The organism is Clostridium acetireducens DSM 10703 (genome assembly GCF_001758365.1).
Lineage (GTDB): Bacteria > Bacillota > Clostridia > Clostridiales > Clostridiaceae > Clostridium_C > Clostridium_C acetireducens.
Genome location: NZ_LZFO01000004.1, coordinates 39,828 through 60,563, shown reverse-complemented (window position 1 = coordinate 60,563; position 20,736 = coordinate 39,828). Strand labels below are relative to the sequence as shown.

17 protein-coding genes are annotated in these 20,736 nt (G+C 26.2%); 15 read left to right on the top strand and 2 right to left on the bottom strand.

Annotated features, from left to right (window positions below; translation table 11 throughout):
• Positions 1-31: 31 nt before the first annotated feature.
• Together CLOACE_RS01975 and CLOACE_RS01970 are read left to right on the top strand one after the other, a co-directional pair.
• Positions 32-412 carry a RidA family protein gene (locus tag CLOACE_RS01975; RefSeq protein ID WP_070109369.1) on the top strand — a complete coding sequence of 127 codons (381 nt, stop codon included), beginning with the start codon at positions 32-34 and terminating at the stop codon, positions 410-412.
• Positions 413-501: 89 nt separating this feature from the next.
• Positions 502-1,407: an RluA family pseudouridine synthase gene (locus CLOACE_RS01970; protein WP_070109368.1), complete on the top strand. Its 906-nt coding sequence runs from the start codon at positions 502-504 to the stop codon at positions 1,405-1,407.
• Positions 1,408-1,765: 358 nt separating this feature from the next.
• Here CLOACE_RS01970 and CLOACE_RS01965 read toward each other — a convergent pair whose 3' ends face one another.
• Positions 1,766-2,977, bottom strand: coding sequence for a serine hydrolase (locus tag CLOACE_RS01965; RefSeq protein WP_070109367.1), 1,212 nt, complete (start codon positions 2,975-2,977; stop codon positions 1,766-1,768).
• Between the two features lie 124 nt (positions 2,978-3,101).
• Here CLOACE_RS01965 and CLOACE_RS01960 point away from each other — a divergent pair, with 124 nt between their 5' ends.
• The 4 genes from CLOACE_RS01960 to holA all read left to right on the top strand — a co-directional run bounded on the left by CLOACE_RS01960 (position 3,102) and on the right by holA (position 9,540).
• A complete protein-coding gene (locus tag CLOACE_RS01960; RefSeq protein ID WP_070109366.1) occupies positions 3,102-3,692 on the top strand; it encodes a helix-hairpin-helix domain-containing protein in 591 nt (196 codons plus the stop codon).
• Positions 3,693-3,809: 117 nt separating this feature from the next.
• Positions 3,810-6,422 carry a cation-translocating P-type ATPase gene (locus CLOACE_RS01955; RefSeq protein ID WP_070109365.1) on the top strand — a complete coding sequence of 871 codons (2,613 nt, stop codon included), beginning with the start codon at positions 3,810-3,812 and terminating at the stop codon, positions 6,420-6,422.
• Between the two features lie 154 nt (positions 6,423-6,576).
• Positions 6,577-8,385 (top strand): ComEC/Rec2 family competence protein, encoded by a 1,809-nt coding sequence (locus CLOACE_RS01950; RefSeq protein ID WP_175429423.1) that lies wholly within the window; start codon positions 6,577-6,579, stop codon positions 8,383-8,385.
• Between the two features lie 15 nt (positions 8,386-8,400).
• A complete protein-coding gene (gene holA, locus CLOACE_RS01945; RefSeq protein WP_070109363.1) occupies positions 8,401-9,540 on the top strand; it encodes a DNA polymerase III subunit delta in 1,140 nt (379 codons plus the stop codon).
• Positions 9,541-9,559: 19 nt separating this feature from the next.
• On the opposite strand, the gene rpsT is transcribed toward holA, so the two are convergent.
• Positions 9,560-9,826, bottom strand: a complete 267-nt coding sequence (rpsT, locus tag CLOACE_RS01940; RefSeq protein WP_070109362.1) for a 30S ribosomal protein S20 — start codon at positions 9,824-9,826, stop codon at positions 9,560-9,562.
• Positions 9,827-10,065: 239 nt separating this feature from the next.
• On the opposite strand from rpsT, the gene gpr reads away from it, so the two are divergent.
• From gpr to dnaJ, 9 genes are all read left to right on the top strand, one after another.
• Positions 10,066-11,040 (top strand): GPR endopeptidase, encoded by a 975-nt coding sequence (gene gpr, locus CLOACE_RS01935; RefSeq protein WP_101495365.1) that lies wholly within the window; start codon positions 10,066-10,068, stop codon positions 11,038-11,040.
• Between the two features lie 72 nt (positions 11,041-11,112).
• Positions 11,113-12,147 (top strand): stage II sporulation protein P, encoded by a 1,035-nt coding sequence (locus tag CLOACE_RS01930; RefSeq protein WP_070109360.1) that lies wholly within the window; start codon positions 11,113-11,115, stop codon positions 12,145-12,147.
• 53 nt (positions 12,148-12,200) lie between these two features.
• On the top strand, positions 12,201-12,434 hold the full coding sequence (locus CLOACE_RS01925; protein ID WP_070109359.1) for a hypothetical protein: 234 nt from the start codon (positions 12,201-12,203) through the stop codon (positions 12,432-12,434).
• Positions 12,435-12,530: 96 nt separating this feature from the next.
• The gene (lepA, locus tag CLOACE_RS01920) at positions 12,531-14,339 is read left to right on the top strand and encodes a translation elongation factor 4 (protein WP_070109358.1); all 1,809 of its coding nucleotides are present in this window, start codon (positions 12,531-12,533) and stop codon (positions 14,337-14,339) included.
• Between the two features lie 12 nt (positions 14,340-14,351).
• Entirely contained in the window at positions 14,352-15,479 is a 1,128-nt protein-coding gene (gene hemW, locus CLOACE_RS01915) for a radical SAM family heme chaperone HemW (RefSeq protein WP_070109357.1), read from the top strand.
• Between the two features lie 211 nt (positions 15,480-15,690).
• A complete protein-coding gene (gene hrcA, locus CLOACE_RS01910; RefSeq protein WP_070109356.1) occupies positions 15,691-16,731 on the top strand; it encodes a heat-inducible transcriptional repressor HrcA in 1,041 nt (346 codons plus the stop codon).
• Positions 16,732-16,808: 77 nt separating this feature from the next.
• Complete coding sequence (gene grpE / locus CLOACE_RS01905; protein ID WP_070109355.1) at positions 16,809-17,471, top strand: nucleotide exchange factor GrpE; 663 nt, start codon at positions 16,809-16,811, stop codon at positions 17,469-17,471.
• Positions 17,472-17,526: 55 nt separating this feature from the next.
• Positions 17,527-19,383 (top strand): molecular chaperone DnaK, encoded by a 1,857-nt coding sequence (gene dnaK, locus CLOACE_RS01900; RefSeq protein WP_070109354.1) that lies wholly within the window; start codon positions 17,527-17,529, stop codon positions 19,381-19,383.
• A 160-nt stretch (positions 19,384-19,543) separates the two neighbouring features.
• Positions 19,544-20,674: a molecular chaperone DnaJ gene (gene dnaJ, locus CLOACE_RS01895; protein ID WP_070109353.1), complete on the top strand. Its 1,131-nt coding sequence runs from the start codon at positions 19,544-19,546 to the stop codon at positions 20,672-20,674.
• Positions 20,675-20,736 lie beyond the last annotated feature (62 nt).

Sequence of the window (20,736 nt, the reverse complement as noted above, 5' to 3'; positions counted from 1 at the left end):
AAGAAAAATGTGTAAAATAGGAGGATGTAAAATGAAAAAACAAATTATTAGTACTAAAAAAGCTCCTGCAGCATTAGGACCTTATTCACAAGCAGTAAAGGTTGGAAATTTTTTATTTGCATCAGGTCAAATTCCTTTAAATCCTGAAACAGGAGAATTAGTAACAGGCGATATAAAGAAAGCTACTGAAAGGGCAATGGAAAATGTTAAAGCTGTACTTGAAGAAGCAGGAACTTCTTTTGATAATATTATAAAAACAACTTTATATGTAAGTGATATGAATAATTTTGCAGCAGTTAACGAAGTTTACGGAAGATATTTTCAAGGAGATTTACCAGCTAGATCTTGTGTAGAAGTAAAACTACCAAAAGATGCACCAGTTGAAGTAGAAATTATAGCATTAGTAGAATAATTACTTTAAAATTAAAAATTATTAATATATAATAAATTGGTGAGAAAATTTATGTTTCTCACCAATTTACTTTATTAGGAGAGTTTCATATGAGTAAAAATAAACTTATATTTAAAATTGAAAAAGAAGAATACTGTATTAAAATTAGAGATTATTTAAAGCAAGTTGAAAAATTATCTAGTAGATTAATTAGAGGAGCAGCAAGAGAAGGAAGAATATATGTAAATGGAAATAAAATAAAGATGTCTTATATTTTAAAGAAACACGATTTAATAGAATTAGATATAGTAAAAAATGAAAGTCAAAACATAGAACCAGAAAAAATGGATATAGATGTAGTATACGAAGATGAAGATGTAATGGTTGTAAATAAAAAATCAGGCATGGTAGTTCATCCGACTAGGAGCCATCCTCAAGGTACATTAGCTAATGGACTAATATATTATTTTAGAGAAAAAGGAGAAAATTGTATAGTTAGATTAGTAAGTAGGTTAGATATGGATACTTCTGGACTTATAATAATAGCAAAAAATCAATTTGCTCATATGGCTTTATCTAGAGATATGAATTTTAAGGAATTTGAAAAAAGTTATTTAGCAATTGTTCATGGAAAATTAAAGGAAGATAAAGGTACTATAAATTTGCCTATTTATAGACCAGAAGAAGATAGAATAAAAAGAGTAGTAGATAAAAGAGGACAAATAAGTATAACTCATTTTCAAGTATTGGAAAGTTATGCTAAGGGGGAATTAGTTAAGTTAACTTTAGAAACAGGAAGAACTCATCAGATAAGAGTTCATTTAAGCCATATAGGTCATCCTATATATGGAGATTCTTTATATGGTATAAAAGAAGATTGTGATTTTATAAAAAGACAGGCTTTACATGCCTATAGATTAAAGTTTCCTCACCCTAAAACAGGTAAAATTATAGAAATAGAATCAAAATTACCAGAGGATATGGCTATATTAAGAGATGAATTAGTTGGTAATTGATAATTTGACATTGAAGGAGGATTTTTTTCGCACTTCAAAAAATTTGTTACAAAATTATAATATATTATTATAATTTAAATTGAGATATTTGCATGAAAAAATGAATTAAAAATAATCTGTATAAAAATAATAAGCCTAGCAATATAAATAGAGTTTGTAAATAATTTGAATGAATTTTAAACACTCTTATAAGAAAAAATAAAAAAACTCCGTAATTCATCACAGGACGTGATGAGCCAATTTCTGCCCCAAGGACGGGGCAGAAATTGGGTAGGAGTTTTTTTGTTTTTTCTTATAAGAATGTCTTAATGAAATGACTTATTTACAAACTCTATTTATATTGCTGGGCTTATTATTTTTAATTCATTTTTTTATGCAAATATCCTGCGGTTAATAATAATAATAATGCAATAGGGATTAAATAAATTATAGTATTATTAGAAAAACTAAGCATAGTCTGTTTAACAGAATTTATTTTGTGGTCTTTACCACTATTTAATTTTATAGTACCTATAGATTTATTGTCTATTACTATATTTGCATTTAATACTGTATCACCAGATTTAAAAGATTTGGAAGCTAAGCTAGTTCCTCCTCTTGATAATACAAAGTTTGGAGATTTGCAATTTTCCTTTTTACGAATGTAATAAAAATCTTCTGCAGCTACTAAAGGTATATTTAAATTTTCATTTGTATATTTAGTAATTACTTCTCCTTTTGAACATAAACGAACAAGCTCAAAGTTATTAAAACCATAGTTAAATAATTCAAAAGAATCTTCAAAAAAAGTTTTATTCTTATCATGTACTAGTGCTACTATAATTCTATGATTATTTCTACAAGCACTAGCTACATATGAATGTTGCGATTGAATGGTATATCCTGTCTTACCACCTTCACAGTCTTCAAGATAATATTTAGAGCCTTTTATTACTAGCTTGTTTTTATTCCATATGTATCTAGGTTCTTTTGATTTATTACTAGGTTTAATTGTATAATTTAATGATTTAGCTATTTGACTATATTCTTGGTGTTTCATTAATTCTCTCATAATAAGGGCTAAATCTTTAGAGGAGATTTTATGATTTGGATTATATAAGCCACTAGGATTTACAAAATTAGTATTTTCACATCCTAGTTCTTTTGCACGAGAATTCATTTCTTTAGCGAAAGAACTTATATTTCCACTTATATGTTCAGCTAAAGCTTCAGCAGAATCATTAGCTGATTCTAGTAGTAGAGCATATAATAAGTCTCTTACTTTTAATTTTTCACCTTCTATTAAATAAATTTTACTACCTTCTGCTAAAGGAGGAGTTTTTCCTATGGTTACTGTATCATCTAAGCTACATCTTTCCAAAGTTAATAGTGCTGTCATTATTTTAGTTGTAGATGCAGGTGGATAAGCTTTATCTGCATTTTTTGAATATAAAATTTCTCCAGTAGTAGCATCCATTAATACAGCACTATCAGCAGATACTTTGGGTTCTACAGATTGAGCAAATACACTAAATGGAAATAAACAAATAGAAAGTATAAAAATTGTTAATATAACTTTTGTTTTTTTCATATTCGCCTCCCAACTATTTTGTTACGAATATTATATCAAAAAAATTAAGTAAATGCACATTAAATTTTAGAAAATTGTTAATAATTACAATAAATAGAAATTTAATAATATGGAGGTATATTACATGAATTTAAGAGAAAGAAAAAAACTAATAGGATCTATAGTTATATTAGCAGTATTTTTTATGTTTTTAATTGTAGGATATTTTATATCAAAACCTAATAAAAATTTAGAATCTAAAGATATGTTTGTAGATAATAATATAGTAAATAATGAAAAAGTAGATAAGAATATTACAGTTTATATAAATGGTCAAGTTAAATCACCAGGAGTATATGCTCTTAAAGATGGAAGCAGAGTAAAAGATTTAATAGAAAAGTCAGGAGGATTTACAGAAAATGCAGATAATTTGAAGATTAATTTAGCAAAAAAATTAAAGGATGAGGAATACGTATATGTAGATGACAAAAATAGTTCAAGTAAGTCTAGATCTAGTATATCACCTAATAGCAAAGATGAAATAGTAGTTAATATAAATTCGGCTTCTAAGGAAGAGCTTAAAACTATACCAGGTATAGGAGATGTTACTGCACAAAAGATAATTGATTATAGAGAAAAAAATGGAGACTTTTCTTCTATAGAAGATATAAAAAAAATAGATAGAATAGGTGAAAAAACATTCCAAAAGATAAAAGATAAAATTGATATTAGATAAAAAATTAAAGACTTTTATATTTAATACGATTATTAAGTAGGAAATCAATAGAAATTGTTTCTTTTTTATAATATAATTAGTGTAGCAATTTTTCTTTTAAACTTTGGAGGTATTAATATGTCTAAATGGTGTAATGAAACTTGGACAGAGGTAGTAAGAAAATTAAACAGTGATATATATACAGGTCTTAAATATAATCAAATAGAAAAAATGAGAAAGAAATGTGGAAAAAATGAAATAATGATTCCTAAAAGTAAAAGCTTTATAATTTTATTTTTAAAAGCACTAATACAATTATGGACATTAGTTATTATAGTTATATCAGTAGTATTATATTTTAAATTTAATTCAATAAGTTCTATTATTTTATTTATTATGGCAGTATTAAATGCTATTATTATGTCTTCATATGAATATAAAGATGAAAGAAGATTAAGTGAGCTTCAAAGAATAGATTCTAAAGAATGTAATGTGATTAGAGATAGAAGAAATATAGTTATACCTTCTGAAGAATTAGTAGTAGGGGATATAGTATTTTTAGAAAAAGGAGATATTGTACCAGCAGATTTAAGAATAATAGAAAGCAATAGTCTAAAAGTTGTAGAAGGTGCAGTAACAGGAGAAGGATACACAGTAGAAAAGTATGAAACAAAAATAGAAGAAAAAGAATTAAGTTTATCTGAAATGCGCAATATACTATTTAGATCTTCTGTAGTGTTAGATGGAAGTGCTACAGGCATAGTTATAACTTCAGGCATGGATACTCAAATAGCTAATATTATAAGTATGCTTTTTGAAGAAAAAAATACAAAAAACTTGTTAAATAAAAAAATTACAAAAATAATTAATAAATTAGCTATAGTGTCTTTAATGCTAGCATTAGTTTGTTTTGGTATATTAATTACATTTGGAGTGAATTTTAGTAGCAGTTTATTATTTACATTATTATTTTTAACAGCATCTGTACCTGAAGGTATAAATTTAATAATATTATTAATGTTTAAAATAATATTTAATAATATGAAAAAAAGAGGTGTTCATTTTAAAAATTTATCTACATTAGAGACATTATCTCAAATATCAGTAATATGTTTGGATAAAATAGGTTCTTTATTTGAGGAAGAAATGAAATTAGAAAAGGTGTATTCCAGCGAACAATACATTGATATATACGAAGAAAAAGTTAGATTAATAGAAGATAAAAATTATAAATTAAATAGTAATATACAAAGGATGTTAAAAATAGGATTGCTTTGTAATGATACTAAATTTAATGAAAATGAAATTGTAAATCCCAAACAAGATTTAATGGAAATAGCTTTATTTCAATATGGTATAGAGAACTCTATAAATAAAGTAGAATTAGAATTAGAACAGGAAAGAATTTTACAAATTCCTTTTGATACAGAAAGAAGAATAATGACCACTATAAATAAAAAAGCAGATAATAAATATAGAGCTAATGTAAAAGGGGCATTAGATACTTTACTTGGTAAATGTACTTATATTGTAAAAAACGGAGTAGAAATGCCTATAACAGAAGAAGATATTAGAAATATAAAAAAAGCAGATATTAAAATGTCTTATGAATCTTTATCTGTTATTGGATTTGCATATAGAGATTTTAATTATGAGCCTAGTTTAAAAGAAAATATAGAGAGTAATTTAGTTTTTGTAGGTATAGCAGGATTTAAAAATCCTGAAAAAATTGATGCTAAGGAAGTTATTCAAGAGTGTAAGTCTATAGGAATAAAGCCTGTAATTATTACAGAAGATAATAAAATTACAGCTTTTGCTCAAGGCAAAAATGTTGGACTTTTAGACAAGCAGAAACAGGTTTTATCTGGAATAGAAATGGACAACATGACGGAAGATGAGCTAAATAGAAATTTAGGTTTTATCAGTGTGTTTTCTAGAATAAATTCAAATAATAAAGCAAAAATAGCAAAGTTTTTTAAAGATAATGGAGCTAAAATACTTATACAAGGTACTAGAATTACTGATTTACCAGCACTTAAAATTGCAGATGTAGGTGTAACTTCTGGAAAAAGTAATATAGTAAAAAATCTTTCTGATATAGCTTTAAAAGATGTGGATTTTTATAACATTTTAGAAGTTTTAAAAGAAAGCAGAAAAATAATTAATGTACTAAAAAAAATAATTTTGTATTTATATACAATTTGTGCAGCACAAATTTCATTTGTTTTCATGTGCTTAGTATTTAATAATCAAGCATTAATAAATCCATTTTATATATTGTATATAAATGTTATAACAGCAGTAGCTTCATCTATAGCATTGATTTTTCAATATGAAACGGAAAATTTTAGTTATAAACCATTAATAATTAATAGCAATATTTTAAAAGAAAATAAAAATAGTATAATTATAAAAGGATTTTTTATAGGTGTAATTGCGTTTATACCTTGTTATATTATTAAATTAGTAAATACAGAGTTTACTAATATCTTGGCATTTACAGTTTTAAATTTAGCTATTTTAGTATTAGCTTATGATTTTTCTGATAATTATATATTTAATAGCAAAATTTCAAATTTTATTATGTTTTTTCAAGTTTTAATCCAATTATTAGCAATAAGTTTAGTGTATGGCATTAATGTGTTTTTAAATTCAATATTTTGGATATATGTTTTAGTTGCTTTATTAGTATGGATATCTATTATAACTTTATTTAAAATTCAAAGAAAAAATCAAGAATTAGAATTTTAAAAGGCTGTTTTTAGTTCAGCCTTTTATTTTTGTGTTTAATATTTTGAATTTTTCAAATTTTAAAAGATTAAACATTTATTTTATTGGTGAAAATAAAGAAAGGAGGCGATAGTCTTGTTTAGTAATGTATTTGAAACTATTGTTAAAGCAAGTAATGAATAAACCTATAATATATTATACTATTTCTTTAATTATAGGCTGTATTTTTTCTTTATGTATATTTGAAAGAAGTATTATACTAGGTGCAGCCATATCTGCATCTTTTTTAATTATAATTTTTTGTACTGTAGATAAAAAATATTTTATAATAATATGTCTATTTTTTATATTAGGAGTAATAGATTTTAATTTATTTTTTAACATAAAAGTTGAAAATAAAATTGAAGTTAGGGTAAAACAAAAGAAAGATTATTACTGTATTGCAAATTATAAGGGAAGAAGTTTATTATTAAAAGGTAATTTAAAAAATATTGAAGAAGGACAAAAAATAAAGGCTTATGGTAATTTTCAAAGAGATATGAATTATTCTTTTGGAAGTATAGGAAATTATAATATAGATAGATATGATAAATACAAAAAAGATGCAATGTATTATATAAGTGTTATTAAAAAATATGTATATAAAAAATTTTGTAAATGTCTAGACAAAAATAAATCAGGAATTATAATGGGAGTGTGTTTTGGAGAAACAGATTATTTATCTAAAATACAAAAGGAAGAATTTAAAAAATTAGGTGTAATACATATTATAAGTGTATCAGGCTTTCATATGTCTATTATATACAAGGCATTAGAGAGTATATTTGGAATTAAAATTTCTATACTTATGTCTTTTATATATGTAATTTTTACTGGTGCTAATGCAGCTACACTAAGAGCTTTTATAATGATAGCACTTTTAAAACTTGCTAATATAGTATTTAAAAATTATAATAGTTTATGTGCCTTAAGCTTTTCAGCTTTAATTTTAATATTAATAAAACCATTTTATATTTTAAATATAGGTTTTGCATTATCTTTTTTATCTACTTTAGGTATAATATTATTTAATAAAAAATTATCTAAAATACTTTATAAATTGCCAGAAAAAATTAATAGTTCTTTGAGCTTAACTTTGAGTGCTCAATTTTTATCTTTTCCTTACATATGTTTTACTATTAAAGAATTTGGCATAGGATTTATATTAGGAAATTTATTATTAGTTCCTTTGTATTCTATTATTATAATATTAGGAAATATAAGTTTAATGTTTTTTAAAATTGATTTTATATTTAATAGTGTAATCTTTATATTAAATATTATTCTAACCACTTGTATGGGGGTAAATTATGTGTTATTATACATATTTCCTAATATAAAGTATTTGTGTTATATAGAAGGAGTATGCTTAATATTATTATATTTAGGATATTTATTATATAATCAAGGGTATAAGAGAGCAAAATATATTCCAATATACATAGTATTAATTTTTGTTTTTGAAAACTATACTTTATTTCCGGAAATTTACTATATAAGTTCAAAAGAATCTGAATTTATTATATTTAATAATAAATTTAATTCTATTATGTTTTGTAATTATAATATAAATGCTTCAAAAGATGTTATTTATATAAAAGAAAAATTTAATTCAAATAATGTAATTACAAATCCAATTTCAGATTTAAAAATAAATTTAGATGATAAAACTCAGGCAAAGTTTTATAAAAAATTAAATAGTAGAGTTGATTTACAGTTAAATTATAAAAATAGAAAGTATTTATTTAAAAGGCAATATTACAAGCCTTATACAAAAATATTATGTGTAAAAAATTACAATAGCATAAATATACCATTTTATAGTTTGTGTGAAATAACAAATAAAGATAGCTATAATTACTTTAAGGTCACTAAGTGTAAAATATTTTTTGATGAATTTTTATTAATAAAAAACTATCCATTTTGTAGGAGGGATAAGCTGTAGATATACAGCGAAGTTATGAATATAAGTGAATTACATAAAAATTTAAATAAAAACAATATAGAAAATTGCTATATATTATTTGGAAAAGATGAGAACTTAATAAAAAGTAATATAAATATTATATTAAATAAGATTTTAGATAAAAATTTTAAAGACTTAAATTATACTGAGTTTGATGGTAATACTTTAGAGGATATTGAAGAAATAAAAAATGCTTGTGAGACTGTTCCTTTTATGAGTAATAAAAGAGTAGTGTGTGTATATAGAGCAAATTTTTTAAAACATAAAAATAAGTCAATTAAAAAGAATGAATTAAATAAAAATACTAAAGAAAGTAATGAAAGTGATGAAAACAATAAAGTATTTAATGATTTAAAAGAATATATAAAATCTATTCCATCTCATTGTGTATTGATTTTATATTACGCGTTTCAAGATAAAAGGGAAAAAGTCAGTAGTAATATTTATAAATTAAATAAAAATGCATGTATAGTTGAAGTAAGCTTTGATGAAGAAGGTGTAAAGTATAAAAGAAAATATAAAGAAAATCAAATAAAAAATGAAATAAAAAAGTTTTTTAATAATAGAAATAAAGATATAGGAAAAGTAGAATTAGAAAATTTTTATATTTATGTAAAGGATTATAACTTAGGTGTTATAGAAAATGAAGTTGAAAAGCTTTGTTGTTATGCTTTTCAAAGAGATATAACTAAAGAAGATATAAAAATTATGTTTTTTAAAAGAAGTAATGATGATATATTTGATTTAATAAATTTTATATTTAATAAAAATGTTGTAAAGTCAATAAGGAGTTTAAATGAAATATTATTAAAAGGTCAAAAAATAGAAAGTATAGTGCCTATAATTAGCAGTCATTTAAGAAAAATGCTACACATTAAAATTGCTGTGGAAAAAGGAAAAAACAAACATACTATTTCAAAAGAACTTAATCTTCATCCTTATGCTTGTGAAGTTATTATAAATCAGTGCAAAAGATTTACTCTAAAACAAATTGAAGATGCTATAAAATTTTCTATAAATTGTGATGAAAATATAAAAAATCAATATATAGAATATAAAGATAAAAAGTTAGAATTAGAGATTTTAATATTAAAAATAATATCTAATAACGGCAAAATAAATAACCGGCCTTAAAACCGGTTTATTTATTTTATTATGCATTTAAAGCTTTTAATTTTGAAGCTAATCTAGATTTTTTTCTAGCGGCTTTGTTCTTATGTATTACTCCTTTAGAAACAGCCATATCTAAAGCTTTTGCAGTATTTAAAAAAGCAGTTTTAGCTTCATCAACATTGTTAGCTACTACAGCACTTTCAAACTTTTTAATAGTAGTTTTTAATGCTGATTTGATAATTTTATTTCTATGAGTCTTAGTTTCGATAACTCTTATTCTTTTCTTAGCTGATTTTATATTTGCCATTTTTTCACCCCCTTGTACTTGTATCCCAGAAGTTTTGGGGAACTTTCCTTATTATGTGTATTTAACAAGAGATATTATAACATTAATTTTTATGTACTTCAAGTAAATTTTCGTAAGGCTGCCTAAAGTAATTATTTACTTTATTATAAATAATTAAGTAAAACAGTAGTGTTTTTGAATAAGTTAATTAAAATTACTAAAAATATAAGTATAAAAATATACAAGGAGAGGATTTAATGATAAATAATATAAGAACGGATTTAGCAGTAGAAGCTAAACAAATATATGAAGAAAAAAATAAAGAAAAAATACCAGGAGTAGATATTAAGGAATATTATGAAGAAGATTTAAAGATAACAGAAGTGGCTATATTAGATGACATTGGAGAAAAAGTAATGGGGAAACCTAAAGGAAAGTATATAACTATAGATATACCAGAAGTATCTAACTATGATAGTGATACACTAGATGAAATAAGTGGGGCTTTAGCTAAAACACTAAGTCCTTTAGTAAACCTGGAAGAAAGCATGACAGCTTTAGTAGTAGGTCTTGGAAATTGGAATGTAACTCCAGATGCTTTGGGACCAAAAGTAATATCTAAACTTATGGTTACTAGGCATTTAAAACAATTTATACCAGATAGTATTGATGAAGGGATAAGACCAGTTTGTGCTATAGCTCCTGGAGTTTTAGGACTTACAGGTATTGAAACAGGAGAAATAATAAAATCTTTAGTAGATAAAATAAAACCTAATTTAATTATTTGTATAGATGCATTAGCTTCTAGAAAAATGGATAGAGTTAATAGAACTATACAAATAGGAAATACAGGCATATCTCCTGGTTCTGGTGTGGGAAATAAAAGGATGGAAATAAGCGAAAAAACTTTAGGGATACCAGTTATAGCTATTGGAGTGCCTACTGTGGTAGATGCAGCTACTATGGCAAATGACACTATTGATATGGTATTAGAACAAATGATTAAAAGTTCTTCTTCAGGTAGTGAATTTTATAATATGCTAAAATCCATAAATAAAGATGAAAAGCAAATTATGATTAGAGAAATATTAGATCCTTACTTTGGAAACTTAATGGTTACTCCTAAAGAAGTAGATATGATTATAGATTGTGTATCAAAAATAATAGCTAATGGAATAAATATAGCTCTTCAACCAGCATTAACTTTAAAAGATATAAATAAATATATAAATTAAAGTAATATAATAATTTCTTCTCTCATATAAATACTAAATAATTAGTTGTACGTAAGGGGGAGGGAATATATATTGATTTACAAAAAGATAAAGGTTAAAAGAAAAATAGACAAAATTAAAGCACATATATGTTTGATTTTTGTATTAACAAGTTTAATTTTAAGCATTACTTTGCCTTGTGTTGTTAGGGCGAATCAACAAAATAAGAACATGAAAGGCAATATGTTTTATGTTCAGTTGCTAAATTATACTATGCCTGTAGTAAAAGTAACTTCTTTTGATGAAAGTGATATGGCAGAAAACACTTTTTCAGTAAAAGGCAAAGCTTTAGATATATTTGGCATAGATATAAAAGATCCCTCAACTATACTAGGTAAAGAGGTATCCTATTTAAAAGCTAATAGTTATTACAAAAAATCAAAAGAAAAAATAAATTTAGAGCCTTATAAATTAGATAATAAAGTAGTTAGTATATATAATCCAAATTTGAAGAGAAAAAATAAATCAGCTGTACCAGAAGTGTTTATTTACCATTCCCATACTACAGAAGCATACAAGCCTGGACCTGCAGATAACTTTGACGAAAATAAAAATGTTTGTGCAGTAGGAGATATTATTGCCAGTGAGTTAAATAATTATGGTGTAAATGTAATTCATGATAAAACTGTTCATAATGCCAAAGCATATACTAAAAGTTATGAACGTTCTGGAAAGACAGTAGATAAATATCTTAAAGATTATAAAGATTTTAAATTAGTAATAGATTTGCATAGAGATGGTGCTACTAATAAAAATGCTGTAACTACTAAAATAAATGGGGAAAATGTAGCTAAGTTTATGTTTGTTATGGCAAAGAAGAATCCTCATTTTAATAAAAATATGGAAGTAGTAAAGGAATTAAAGGAAATATCCAATAAATTATACCCCGGATTATGTAAAGATAAAATATGTTATTATAACTATGGAACTAGATTTTTTAATCAAGATAAAAGCAATAATGCTTGTTTAATAGAAGTAGGAGCAGATATAAATACTATAGAAGAAGCAAAAGCAACAGGAAAGTATTTAGGAAGAATAATAGCAGAATATTTAAATGGGAAAAAATGAATAAAATTTTAAGTAGAAGAGCATCCTTATAATCATAAGGAGGCTTTTTTATTATGAAGAAAAAATATTCATTTTTAATTATATTTTTTTATTTATCTATAGTATTATATGGATTTGCAAAAGTAAATAATTCACTTCCTAATTTTATAAAAGAAAGATCAAATTTTTCTATTTACTGTAAACAAAATCCCTTTGATTTTAGAATAGAAACTAAAGACTACACATTTAAGGTTAATAGCAAAACTTTTTTAAATATAAAAAAAGGAATAAAAAATTTTATACCTTAAAATATAGCTATTGTATATTTTTATTGACATAAACCAATTATGTTATGTTATAATTTACTATGATTAATATAAATTAAATCCAATGGGGGTTAAAGTATGCATAGCGAAAGACAAAAGCACATAAGAAATTTTTCAATAATTGCACATATAGATCATGGCAAGTCCACTCTTGCAGATAGACTTTTAGAGAAAACAGGAACATTGACAAAACGAGAAATGGACACCCAAGTTTTAGATAACATGGATTTAGAAAGAGAAAGAGGAATTACTATAAAGGCTCAAGCAGCAAGACTTATATATAAAAGAGAAAATGGAGAAGAATATATTTTAAATCTTATAGATACTCCAGGGCACGTAGATTTTAATTATGAAGTTTCAAGAAGTTTAGCTGCTTGTGAGGGAGCAGTACTTGTAGTAGATGCAACACAAGGAATACAAGCTCAAACTTTAGGAAATTGCTATTTAGCTTTAGATCATGATTTAGAAATAGTACCAGTTATAAATAAGGTGGATTTAGCTAGTGCAAGACCAGATGAAATAAAAAAGGAAATAGAAGATACTATAGGTATAGATTCGGAAGATGCACCTTTAGTTTCTGCTAAAACAGGATTAAATATAGAAGATGTATTAGAAGCTATAGTTGAAAAAGTACCAGCACCAGAAGGAGATGAAGAAGCTCCTTTAAAAGCACTTATATTTGATTCTTATTATGATAGTTATAAAGGTGTTGTATGCCATGTCAGGATTAAAGAAGGCAAAGTAAAGCCTGGAATGGAAATTAAACTTATGGCTACAAATAAAATTTATGAAGTTATAGAAACAGGTGTGTTTGTACCACAATACTTACCTGTAAAAGAACTTAAAGCAGGAGATGTAGGATATATAACTGCTTCTATAAAAAATGTTAGAGATGCTAGAGTGGGAGATACTATAACTGATAACAACAATCCAGCAAAAGAAGCATTGGCAGGATATAGGCCAGCGGTTTCTATGGTGTTTAGTGGAATATACCCAGTAGATGGAGCTAAATATGAAGAGCTAAAAGAAGCTTTAGAAAAGCTTCAATTAAATGATGCAGCTTTATCTTTTGAACCAGAAAATTCTATAGCACTTGGTTTTGGTTTTAGATGTGGATTTTTAGGATTACTTCATATGGAAATTATACAAGAGAGAATAGAAAGAGAATTTAATTTAGACATTATAACTACAGCACCATCTGTAGTGTATAGAGTATGTAAAACAGATGGAACTATAGTAGAACTTACTAATCCTACAAACTTGCCTAGTCCATCAGAAATAAGCTATATGGAAGAACCAGTGGTAAAGGCATCTATTATGACTCCTTCTGATTATGTAGGTGCAGTTATGGAATTAGCTCAAGATAGAAGAGGAACTTTTATAGATATGGAATATATAGAAACAACTAGAGTTGTAGTAAATTATGATATTCCTCTAAATGAAATAATATATGACTTTTTCGATGCATTAAAGTCTAGAACAAAAGGATATGCTTCTTTTGATTATGAATTAAAGGGATATAAAGAATCTAAACTAGTAAAATTAGATATATTATTAAATTCAGAAGTAGTAGATGCATTATCTATGATAGTACCTGAAGAAAGAGCTTATGTGAGAGGAAGAAGTATAGCACAAAAACTTAAAGAAATTATTCCTAGACAATTATTTGAAATTCCTATACAAGCAGCAATAGGATCAAAAATAATAGCAAGAGAAACAGTAAAGGCTATGAGAAAAGACGTACTTGCAAAATGTTATGGTGGAGATATATCAAGAAAGAAGAAACTTCTAGAAAAGCAAAAACAAGGAAAGAAAAGAATGAGACAGGTTGGAAGTGTAGAAGTACCTCAAGAAGCATTTATGGCAGTACTTAAAACTGACGAGTAATGAGGTGGACATATGTTAAATTCAGAAGTAGCTTTATACATTCACATACCCTTTTGCAAAAGTAAATGCTTTTATTGTGACTTTCCATCCTTTTGTGGAAAAGAAAGTTTAATGATAGATTATGCAAAAGCTTTATCAAAAGAAATAGATAGAATTGAGGATGTAAAAATAAAAACAATATTTATAGGTGGGGGCACCCCCACCTATTTACCTTTAGAAGCTTGGAATATTATAAAAAATAGTATAGATAAATTAGATAAATCCAATAATATAGAGTTTACTGTAGAAGGTAATCCAGGCACTTTTAGTAGAGAAAAGTTGAAATTTTTAAATAGTATGGGAGTAAATAGACTTAGCATAGGACTTCAAGCATGGCAGAATAATTTACTTAAAAATTTAGGTAGAATACATAATTTAGAAGAATTTTTACAAACTTTTCAAAAAGCTAGAGAAGAAGGTTTTTCTAATATAAATATAGATTTAATGTTTGGACTTTCACATCAGACATTTGAAAATTGGCAAGAAACTTTAAAAAATATAATTCAATTAAATCCAGAACATATTTCTTGTTATAGCCTTATAATAGAAGAGGGGACTAAATTATATAATATGTATAATTCAAATAAATTAAAATTGCCTTCTGAAGATTTAGAAAGGGAAATGTATAGATACTGTTTAGAAATTTTAGAACTAAATAATTATACTCAATATGAAATATCTAATTTTGCAAAAAAAAATAAACAATGTAAACACAACTTAGCATATTGGAATTTATATGATTACATAGGTTGTGGTGCTGCAGCTCATTCTTACTTTAATAATAAAAGATATAGAAACACTAATAGTATAGAAAATTATATAGATAGTATATATAAAGGAAAAAGTCCCATAGAAGAAATACATAATAATTCTTTAAAGGATAATGTAGAAGAATTTATGTTTATGGGATTGAGAAAAACAAAGGGTATATCTATGGAAGATTTTAAAAAAAGATTTAATGTTAATATATATCATGTATATGGGGAAATTATAAATAAATATCTAAACAATAATTTGCTAATACAAAAAGAGGATAGGTTATTTTTATCAAAAAGGGGTATAGAAATTTCTAATTCAATTATGTGTGATTTTATAATATAAAATAGCGTAAAAGTTATAAAAATAAATTACAAAAGAAAAACAAAGGAAAACAGAGAAAAAGTGATAAAATATAATATAAAATACATATAATGCATGTATGTATTTATTTTGTAAACTGTGTCAATTTGACAAAATAAATATAGAATGTTATTTTTTAATCATAGTCATTAGCACTCAATATGATAGAGTGCTAATAAAGAGGTGAAAATTTATGGAGATAGATGCAAGAAAAATAAAAATATTGTGGGCAATAATAAATGACTATATAAGTACAGCTGAACCTGTAGGCTCAAGAACTATTGCAAAAAGATATCAATTAGGAGTTAGTCCAGCCACTATAAGAAACGAAATGGCTGATCTTGAAGAAATGGGATATTTAGAACAACTTCATACTTCTTCAGGTAGAAAACCTTCTGATAAAGGGTATAGATTGTATGTAGATAAACTTATGCAAATACCAGAGCTATCGTCAGCAGAAGAGTGTGTTATAAAAAATAAAATGTTAGATTTAGCTTTATATGAACTTGATAAAATAATTAGAGAAACTTCTAGCATATTATCAGAACTTACTAAGCTTACTTGTATCGTTAAATCTCCATCTGCTAAAAAGTGTTATTTAAAATCCATACAACTTATAAATATAGGAGATAATAATGTACTTTCTGTTGTGATTGCAGATAATAATATTATTAAAAATAATATTATTAAGCTTAATAAACCAATTAGTACAGATACATTAACAAAGTTGTCTAATATATTAAATAAAAGATTATCTAATCTTACTATAGAAGAAATAAATTTAGAAGTTATAAACAGGTTAAAAAATGATTTAATAGGGTATGATGATATATTTAATGCTATAATTCCTATAGTTTATGAAAGTTTAAAAAGTATAGATAATACAGAAATCTACATGGAAGGAACTACCAATATGTTCAATTATCCAGAATATAACGATATAGAGAAGGCAAAAGAATTTTTATCTTTACTAGATAATAAAGATAAATTAAGAGGATTATTAGAAGAGCCTAAAAACATAAATATAAGTATAAAAATAGGTGAAGAAAATTTTATTACAGATGCTAAGCAATGTACAATTATTTCTGCTGGATATGGTTTAGAAAATAGATTATTAGGCTCTATAGGGTTAATAGGTCCAACAAGAATACCTTATTCTAAAGTTATATCAATACTTTTAAGAACGGTTAATACACTAAATGATATTTTAAATAAAATGTATGATGATGTCTGAGTATTATAAAATATATTTTGGATATAATTGGATATAGAGTGTGTAAAAATGCAAAACAGAATGGAGGAAGGCAGTCAATGGAAAAAAAAGTTGAAGACTTATGTACTGATAAAAAAAATAATAATGAAAAAGAAAATAAAAAAGATAATTTAAATGACAGTAACAAAAATTCAGAAGAAGCTAAAAATACACAAGAAGAAAATAAAAAAGAATTTAGTAAAAAGTGCAATAATGAAGAAAATAAAAAACAAGTGAAATTAGAAGATGTATTAGAAGAATTAAAGGGAGCAAATTCTGTATTAGCAGATGAAAATGAAAAGTTAGAAAACCAGATTACAGCTTTAAAGGATAGAATTGAAAGAACAGTAGCAGAATATGATAATTATAGAAAAAGAACTTCAAAGGAAAAAGAAGGAATATATTTAGAGGCTTGTGGAGATGTATTAAAAGAATTATTGCCAGTATTGGATAATTTAGAAAGAGCAGTGCAAGCAGATGGCGATGTGGACAGTATAAGAAAAGGAATAGAAATGACAATAAGTCAATTTAAAAATTCTTTAAATAAATTAGGCGTAGAGGAAATTTCAACAGAAAATGGATTTGATCCTAAGTATCATGAGGCAATGATGCATGTAGAAAATGATAAATATGATAAAAATCAAATAGTAGAAGTATTTATAAAAGGATATAAAAAAGGGGATAAAGTTTTAAGATATAGTTCAGTAAAAGTTGCAAATTAAATTTTAATAAAAGCTTTATAAACACTATATAAATTTCGTTTAGGAGGTAATTAGTATGTCAAAGATAATAGGAATTGATTTAGGAACAACAAACTCTTGTGTATCAGTTATGGAAGGTGGAGATCCAGTAGTTATAGCTAATGCAGAAGGTGCTAGAACAACTCCATCAGTAGTATCTTTCCAAGATAATGGAGAAAGATTAGTAGGTCAAATAGCTAAAAGACAGGCAATAACAAATCCTGATAAAACAATAATATCAATAAAGAGACATATGGGAACTGATTATAAAGTAAAAATAGATGAAAAAGAATATTCACCACAGGAAATGTCTGCTATGATACTTCAAAAATTAAAAGCAGATGCTGAAGCTTATTTAGGAGAAAAAGTTACAGAAGCAGTTATAACTGTGCCAGCATATTTTAATGATAGCCAAAGACAGGCAACTAAAGACGCTGGAAAAATTGCTGGACTTGAAGTAAAGAGAATAATTAACGAGCCAACAGCAGCATCTCTAGCTTATGGTCTTGATAAAATGGATACAAACCAAAAGATATTCGTTTATGACTTAGGTGGAGGAACTTTTGATGTATCTATACTTGAATTAGGTGATGGATTATTTGAAGTTAAAGCAACAAATGGTAATACAAAATTAGGTGGAGACGATTTTGACCAAAGAATTATAGATTATATAGCAGAAACATTTAAAAAAGATAATGGCATTGATTTGAGAAATGATAAAATGGCTATTCAAAGATTAAAAGAAGCAGCAGAAAAAGCAAAAATAGAACTATCATCATCAATGCAAACAAGCATTAATTTACCATTTATTACAGCGGATGCTACTGGTCCAAAACATATTGACATGACTTTAACTAGAGCTAAATTTAACGAATTAACTGCTGATTTAGTAGAAGGTACTATAGAACCTATGAAAAAAGCTCTAGATGATGCAGGACTTTCAATTAGTGAAATAGATAAAATTATATTAGTAGGTGGTTCAACAAGAATACCAGCAGTACAAGAAGCAGTTAAAAACTTTACTGGAAAAGAGCCTTCAAAAGGAGTAAACCCTGATGAATGTGTTGCAATGGGAGCTGCTATTCAAGCAGGAGTTTTAACAGGAGACGTTAAAGATGTATTATTACTTGATGTTACTCCACTTACTTTAGGTATAGAAACTTTAGGAGGAGTTGCAACTACATTAATAGAAAGAAATACAACAATACCAACAAAGAAGAGTCAGATTTTCTCAACAGCAGCAGATGGTCAAACTTCTGTTGAAATTCATGTAGTTCAAGGTGAAAGAAAAATGGCTGCAGATAATAAGACTCTTGGAAGATTTACTTTATCAGGAATACCATCAGCACCAAGAGGAGTACCTCAAATAGAAGTTACTTTTGATATAGATGCTAATGGCATAGTTAATGTTTCTGCAAAAGATAAGGGAACAGGAAAAGAAGCTAATATTACAATTACAGCCTCAACTAATTTAAGTGATGACGAAATAGATAAGGCAGTTAAAGAAGCAAAGGCTCATGAAGAAGAAGATAAAAAGAGAAAAGAATCAATAGAAGTTAAAAATAATGCAGATCAAGTTGTATATCAAACAGAAAAAGCATTAAAAGATTTAGGTGATAAAGTATCTGCAGAAGATAAATCTCAAATAGAAGAAAAAATTAAAGCTGTTAAGGATATAAAAGATGGAGATGACTTAGAAGCTATTAAAAAAGCTACAGAAGATTTAACTCAAACATTCTATGGAATATCATCAAAAATATATCAAGCTAGTGCACAACAAGGTGCTCCAGGTGCAGAACAAAATATGGGTGGAGCACAAGGAACAGCAAATAATAATGAAAGTAAAGATGATAATGTAGTTGATGCAGATTACAAAGTGGAAGATGACAAATAATTGACAATAATCACTATATAAATTACAATTAAGAAGGTTTCATAGTAAAAAAATGTATTATTAAAGCAATGGTTATAAATAAGCCTTAAATTAACCATTGCTTTATTTAAGGAAATTTATAATATATAAACTTCATTTATTGAGCAGGAGGTGAAGTAACATGGCAAGCAAAGATTATTATGAAATACTTGGTCTAAAAAAAGGTGCAAGTGATGAAGAAATTAAAAAAGCATTTAGAAAAGCAGCTTTAAAATATCACCCAGACAAAAATCAAGGTAATAAAGAAGCAGAAGAAAAGTTCAAAGAAATAAATGAAGCTTATCAAGTATTATCAGATCCTCAAAAGAAAGCTCAGTATGACCAATTTGGAACTACAGACTTTTCAGGATTTGATGGTGCTGGAGGTTTTGGTGGTTTTGATTTTTCGGATTTTGGCTTTGGAGATATATTTGAAAGCTTTTTTACAGGAGGTCATTCCGGTGGCAGAAGAAGAAATGGACCTGAAAGAGGGGCTGACACTCAATATAATTTAAATTTAACTTTTAAAGAAGCAGTATTTGGAACAGAAAAGGAAATAAAAATAAATAGAAATGAAAAGTGTGAAACTTGTAACGGAACTGGTGCAAAACCAGGTACAACTCCTAAAACTTGCGATAGGTGCGGTGGAACAGGAGAAATAAAAACCCAAAGGAGAACGCCTTTTGGGAATTTTATAAATGTTAGTACTTGTGACAAATGTGGAGGAAAAGGTAAAGTTATATCTACTCCTTGTAGTAAATGCCATGGGCTAGGAAAAATAAGAAAAGCAAGAAAAATAAAAATAACTGTACCAGCCGGTGTGGATACAGGAAATATAATTCCTTTAAGAGGACAAGGAGAACATGGGAATAATGGAGGACCTCCAGGAGATTTATATGTAAGTATAAGAGTATCTCCTCATCCAGAATTTAAGAGAAATGGATTTGATATATATATTGATCAGCATATAAGTTTTGCAAAAGCTGCTATAGGAGTAGAATTAAAAGTTCCTACAGTAGACGGAGATGTAAAATACAAAGTACCAGCAGGAACTCAGCCAGGAACTATATTTAGGCTTAAAGGAAAAGGTGTGCCTATAGTAAATGGAAGTGGCAGAGGAGATCAATATGTAAAGATAATAGTAGATATTCCTAAAACATTAAATGAAAAACAAAAAACAGCTTTATATGCTTATATGGAGGCTTCAGGAGAAGAAATAGATTCTAAAGAAAGAGAATCTTTTGTAGATAAAATAAAAAAAACATTTAAATAAATAAAAAACTTCGTTCCTCTATGTTATTTACTTAGAGTACGAAGTTTTTATATTTTTTGATA

What these genes read in the sequence shown, in the direction of transcription:
- CLOACE_RS01975 (WP_070109369.1), top strand. Translation starts at nt 32, where the DNA reads ATGAAAAAACAAATTATTAGTACTAAAAAAGCTCCTGCAGCATTAGGA.
- CLOACE_RS01970 (WP_070109368.1), top strand. Translation starts at nt 502, where the DNA reads ATGAGTAAAAATAAACTTATATTTAAAATTGAAAAAGAAGAATACTGT.
- CLOACE_RS01965 (WP_070109367.1), bottom strand. Translation starts at nt 2,977, where the DNA reads ATGAAAAAAACAAAAGTTATATTAACAATTTTTATACTTTCTATTTGT.
- CLOACE_RS01960 (WP_070109366.1), top strand. Translation starts at nt 3,102, where the DNA reads ATGAATTTAAGAGAAAGAAAAAAACTAATAGGATCTATAGTTATATTA.
- CLOACE_RS01955 (WP_070109365.1), top strand. Translation starts at nt 3,810, where the DNA reads ATGTCTAAATGGTGTAATGAAACTTGGACAGAGGTAGTAAGAAAATTA.
- CLOACE_RS01950 (WP_175429423.1), top strand. Translation starts at nt 6,577, where the DNA reads ATGAATAAACCTATAATATATTATACTATTTCTTTAATTATAGGCTGT.
- holA (WP_070109363.1), top strand. Translation starts at nt 8,401, where the DNA reads ATGAATATAAGTGAATTACATAAAAATTTAAATAAAAACAATATAGAA.
- rpsT (WP_070109362.1), bottom strand. Translation starts at nt 9,826, where the DNA reads ATGGCAAATATAAAATCAGCTAAGAAAAGAATAAGAGTTATCGAAACT.
- CLOACE_RS01925 (WP_070109359.1), top strand. Translation starts at nt 12,201, where the DNA reads ATGAAGAAAAAATATTCATTTTTAATTATATTTTTTTATTTATCTATA.
- lepA (WP_070109358.1), top strand. Translation starts at nt 12,531, where the DNA reads ATGCATAGCGAAAGACAAAAGCACATAAGAAATTTTTCAATAATTGCA.
- hemW (WP_070109357.1), top strand. Translation starts at nt 14,352, where the DNA reads ATGTTAAATTCAGAAGTAGCTTTATACATTCACATACCCTTTTGCAAA.
- hrcA (WP_070109356.1), top strand. Translation starts at nt 15,691, where the DNA reads ATGGAGATAGATGCAAGAAAAATAAAAATATTGTGGGCAATAATAAAT.
- grpE (WP_070109355.1), top strand. Translation starts at nt 16,809, where the DNA reads ATGGAAAAAAAAGTTGAAGACTTATGTACTGATAAAAAAAATAATAAT.
- dnaK (WP_070109354.1), top strand. Translation starts at nt 17,527, where the DNA reads ATGTCAAAGATAATAGGAATTGATTTAGGAACAACAAACTCTTGTGTA.
- dnaJ (WP_070109353.1), top strand. Translation starts at nt 19,544, where the DNA reads ATGGCAAGCAAAGATTATTATGAAATACTTGGTCTAAAAAAAGGTGCA.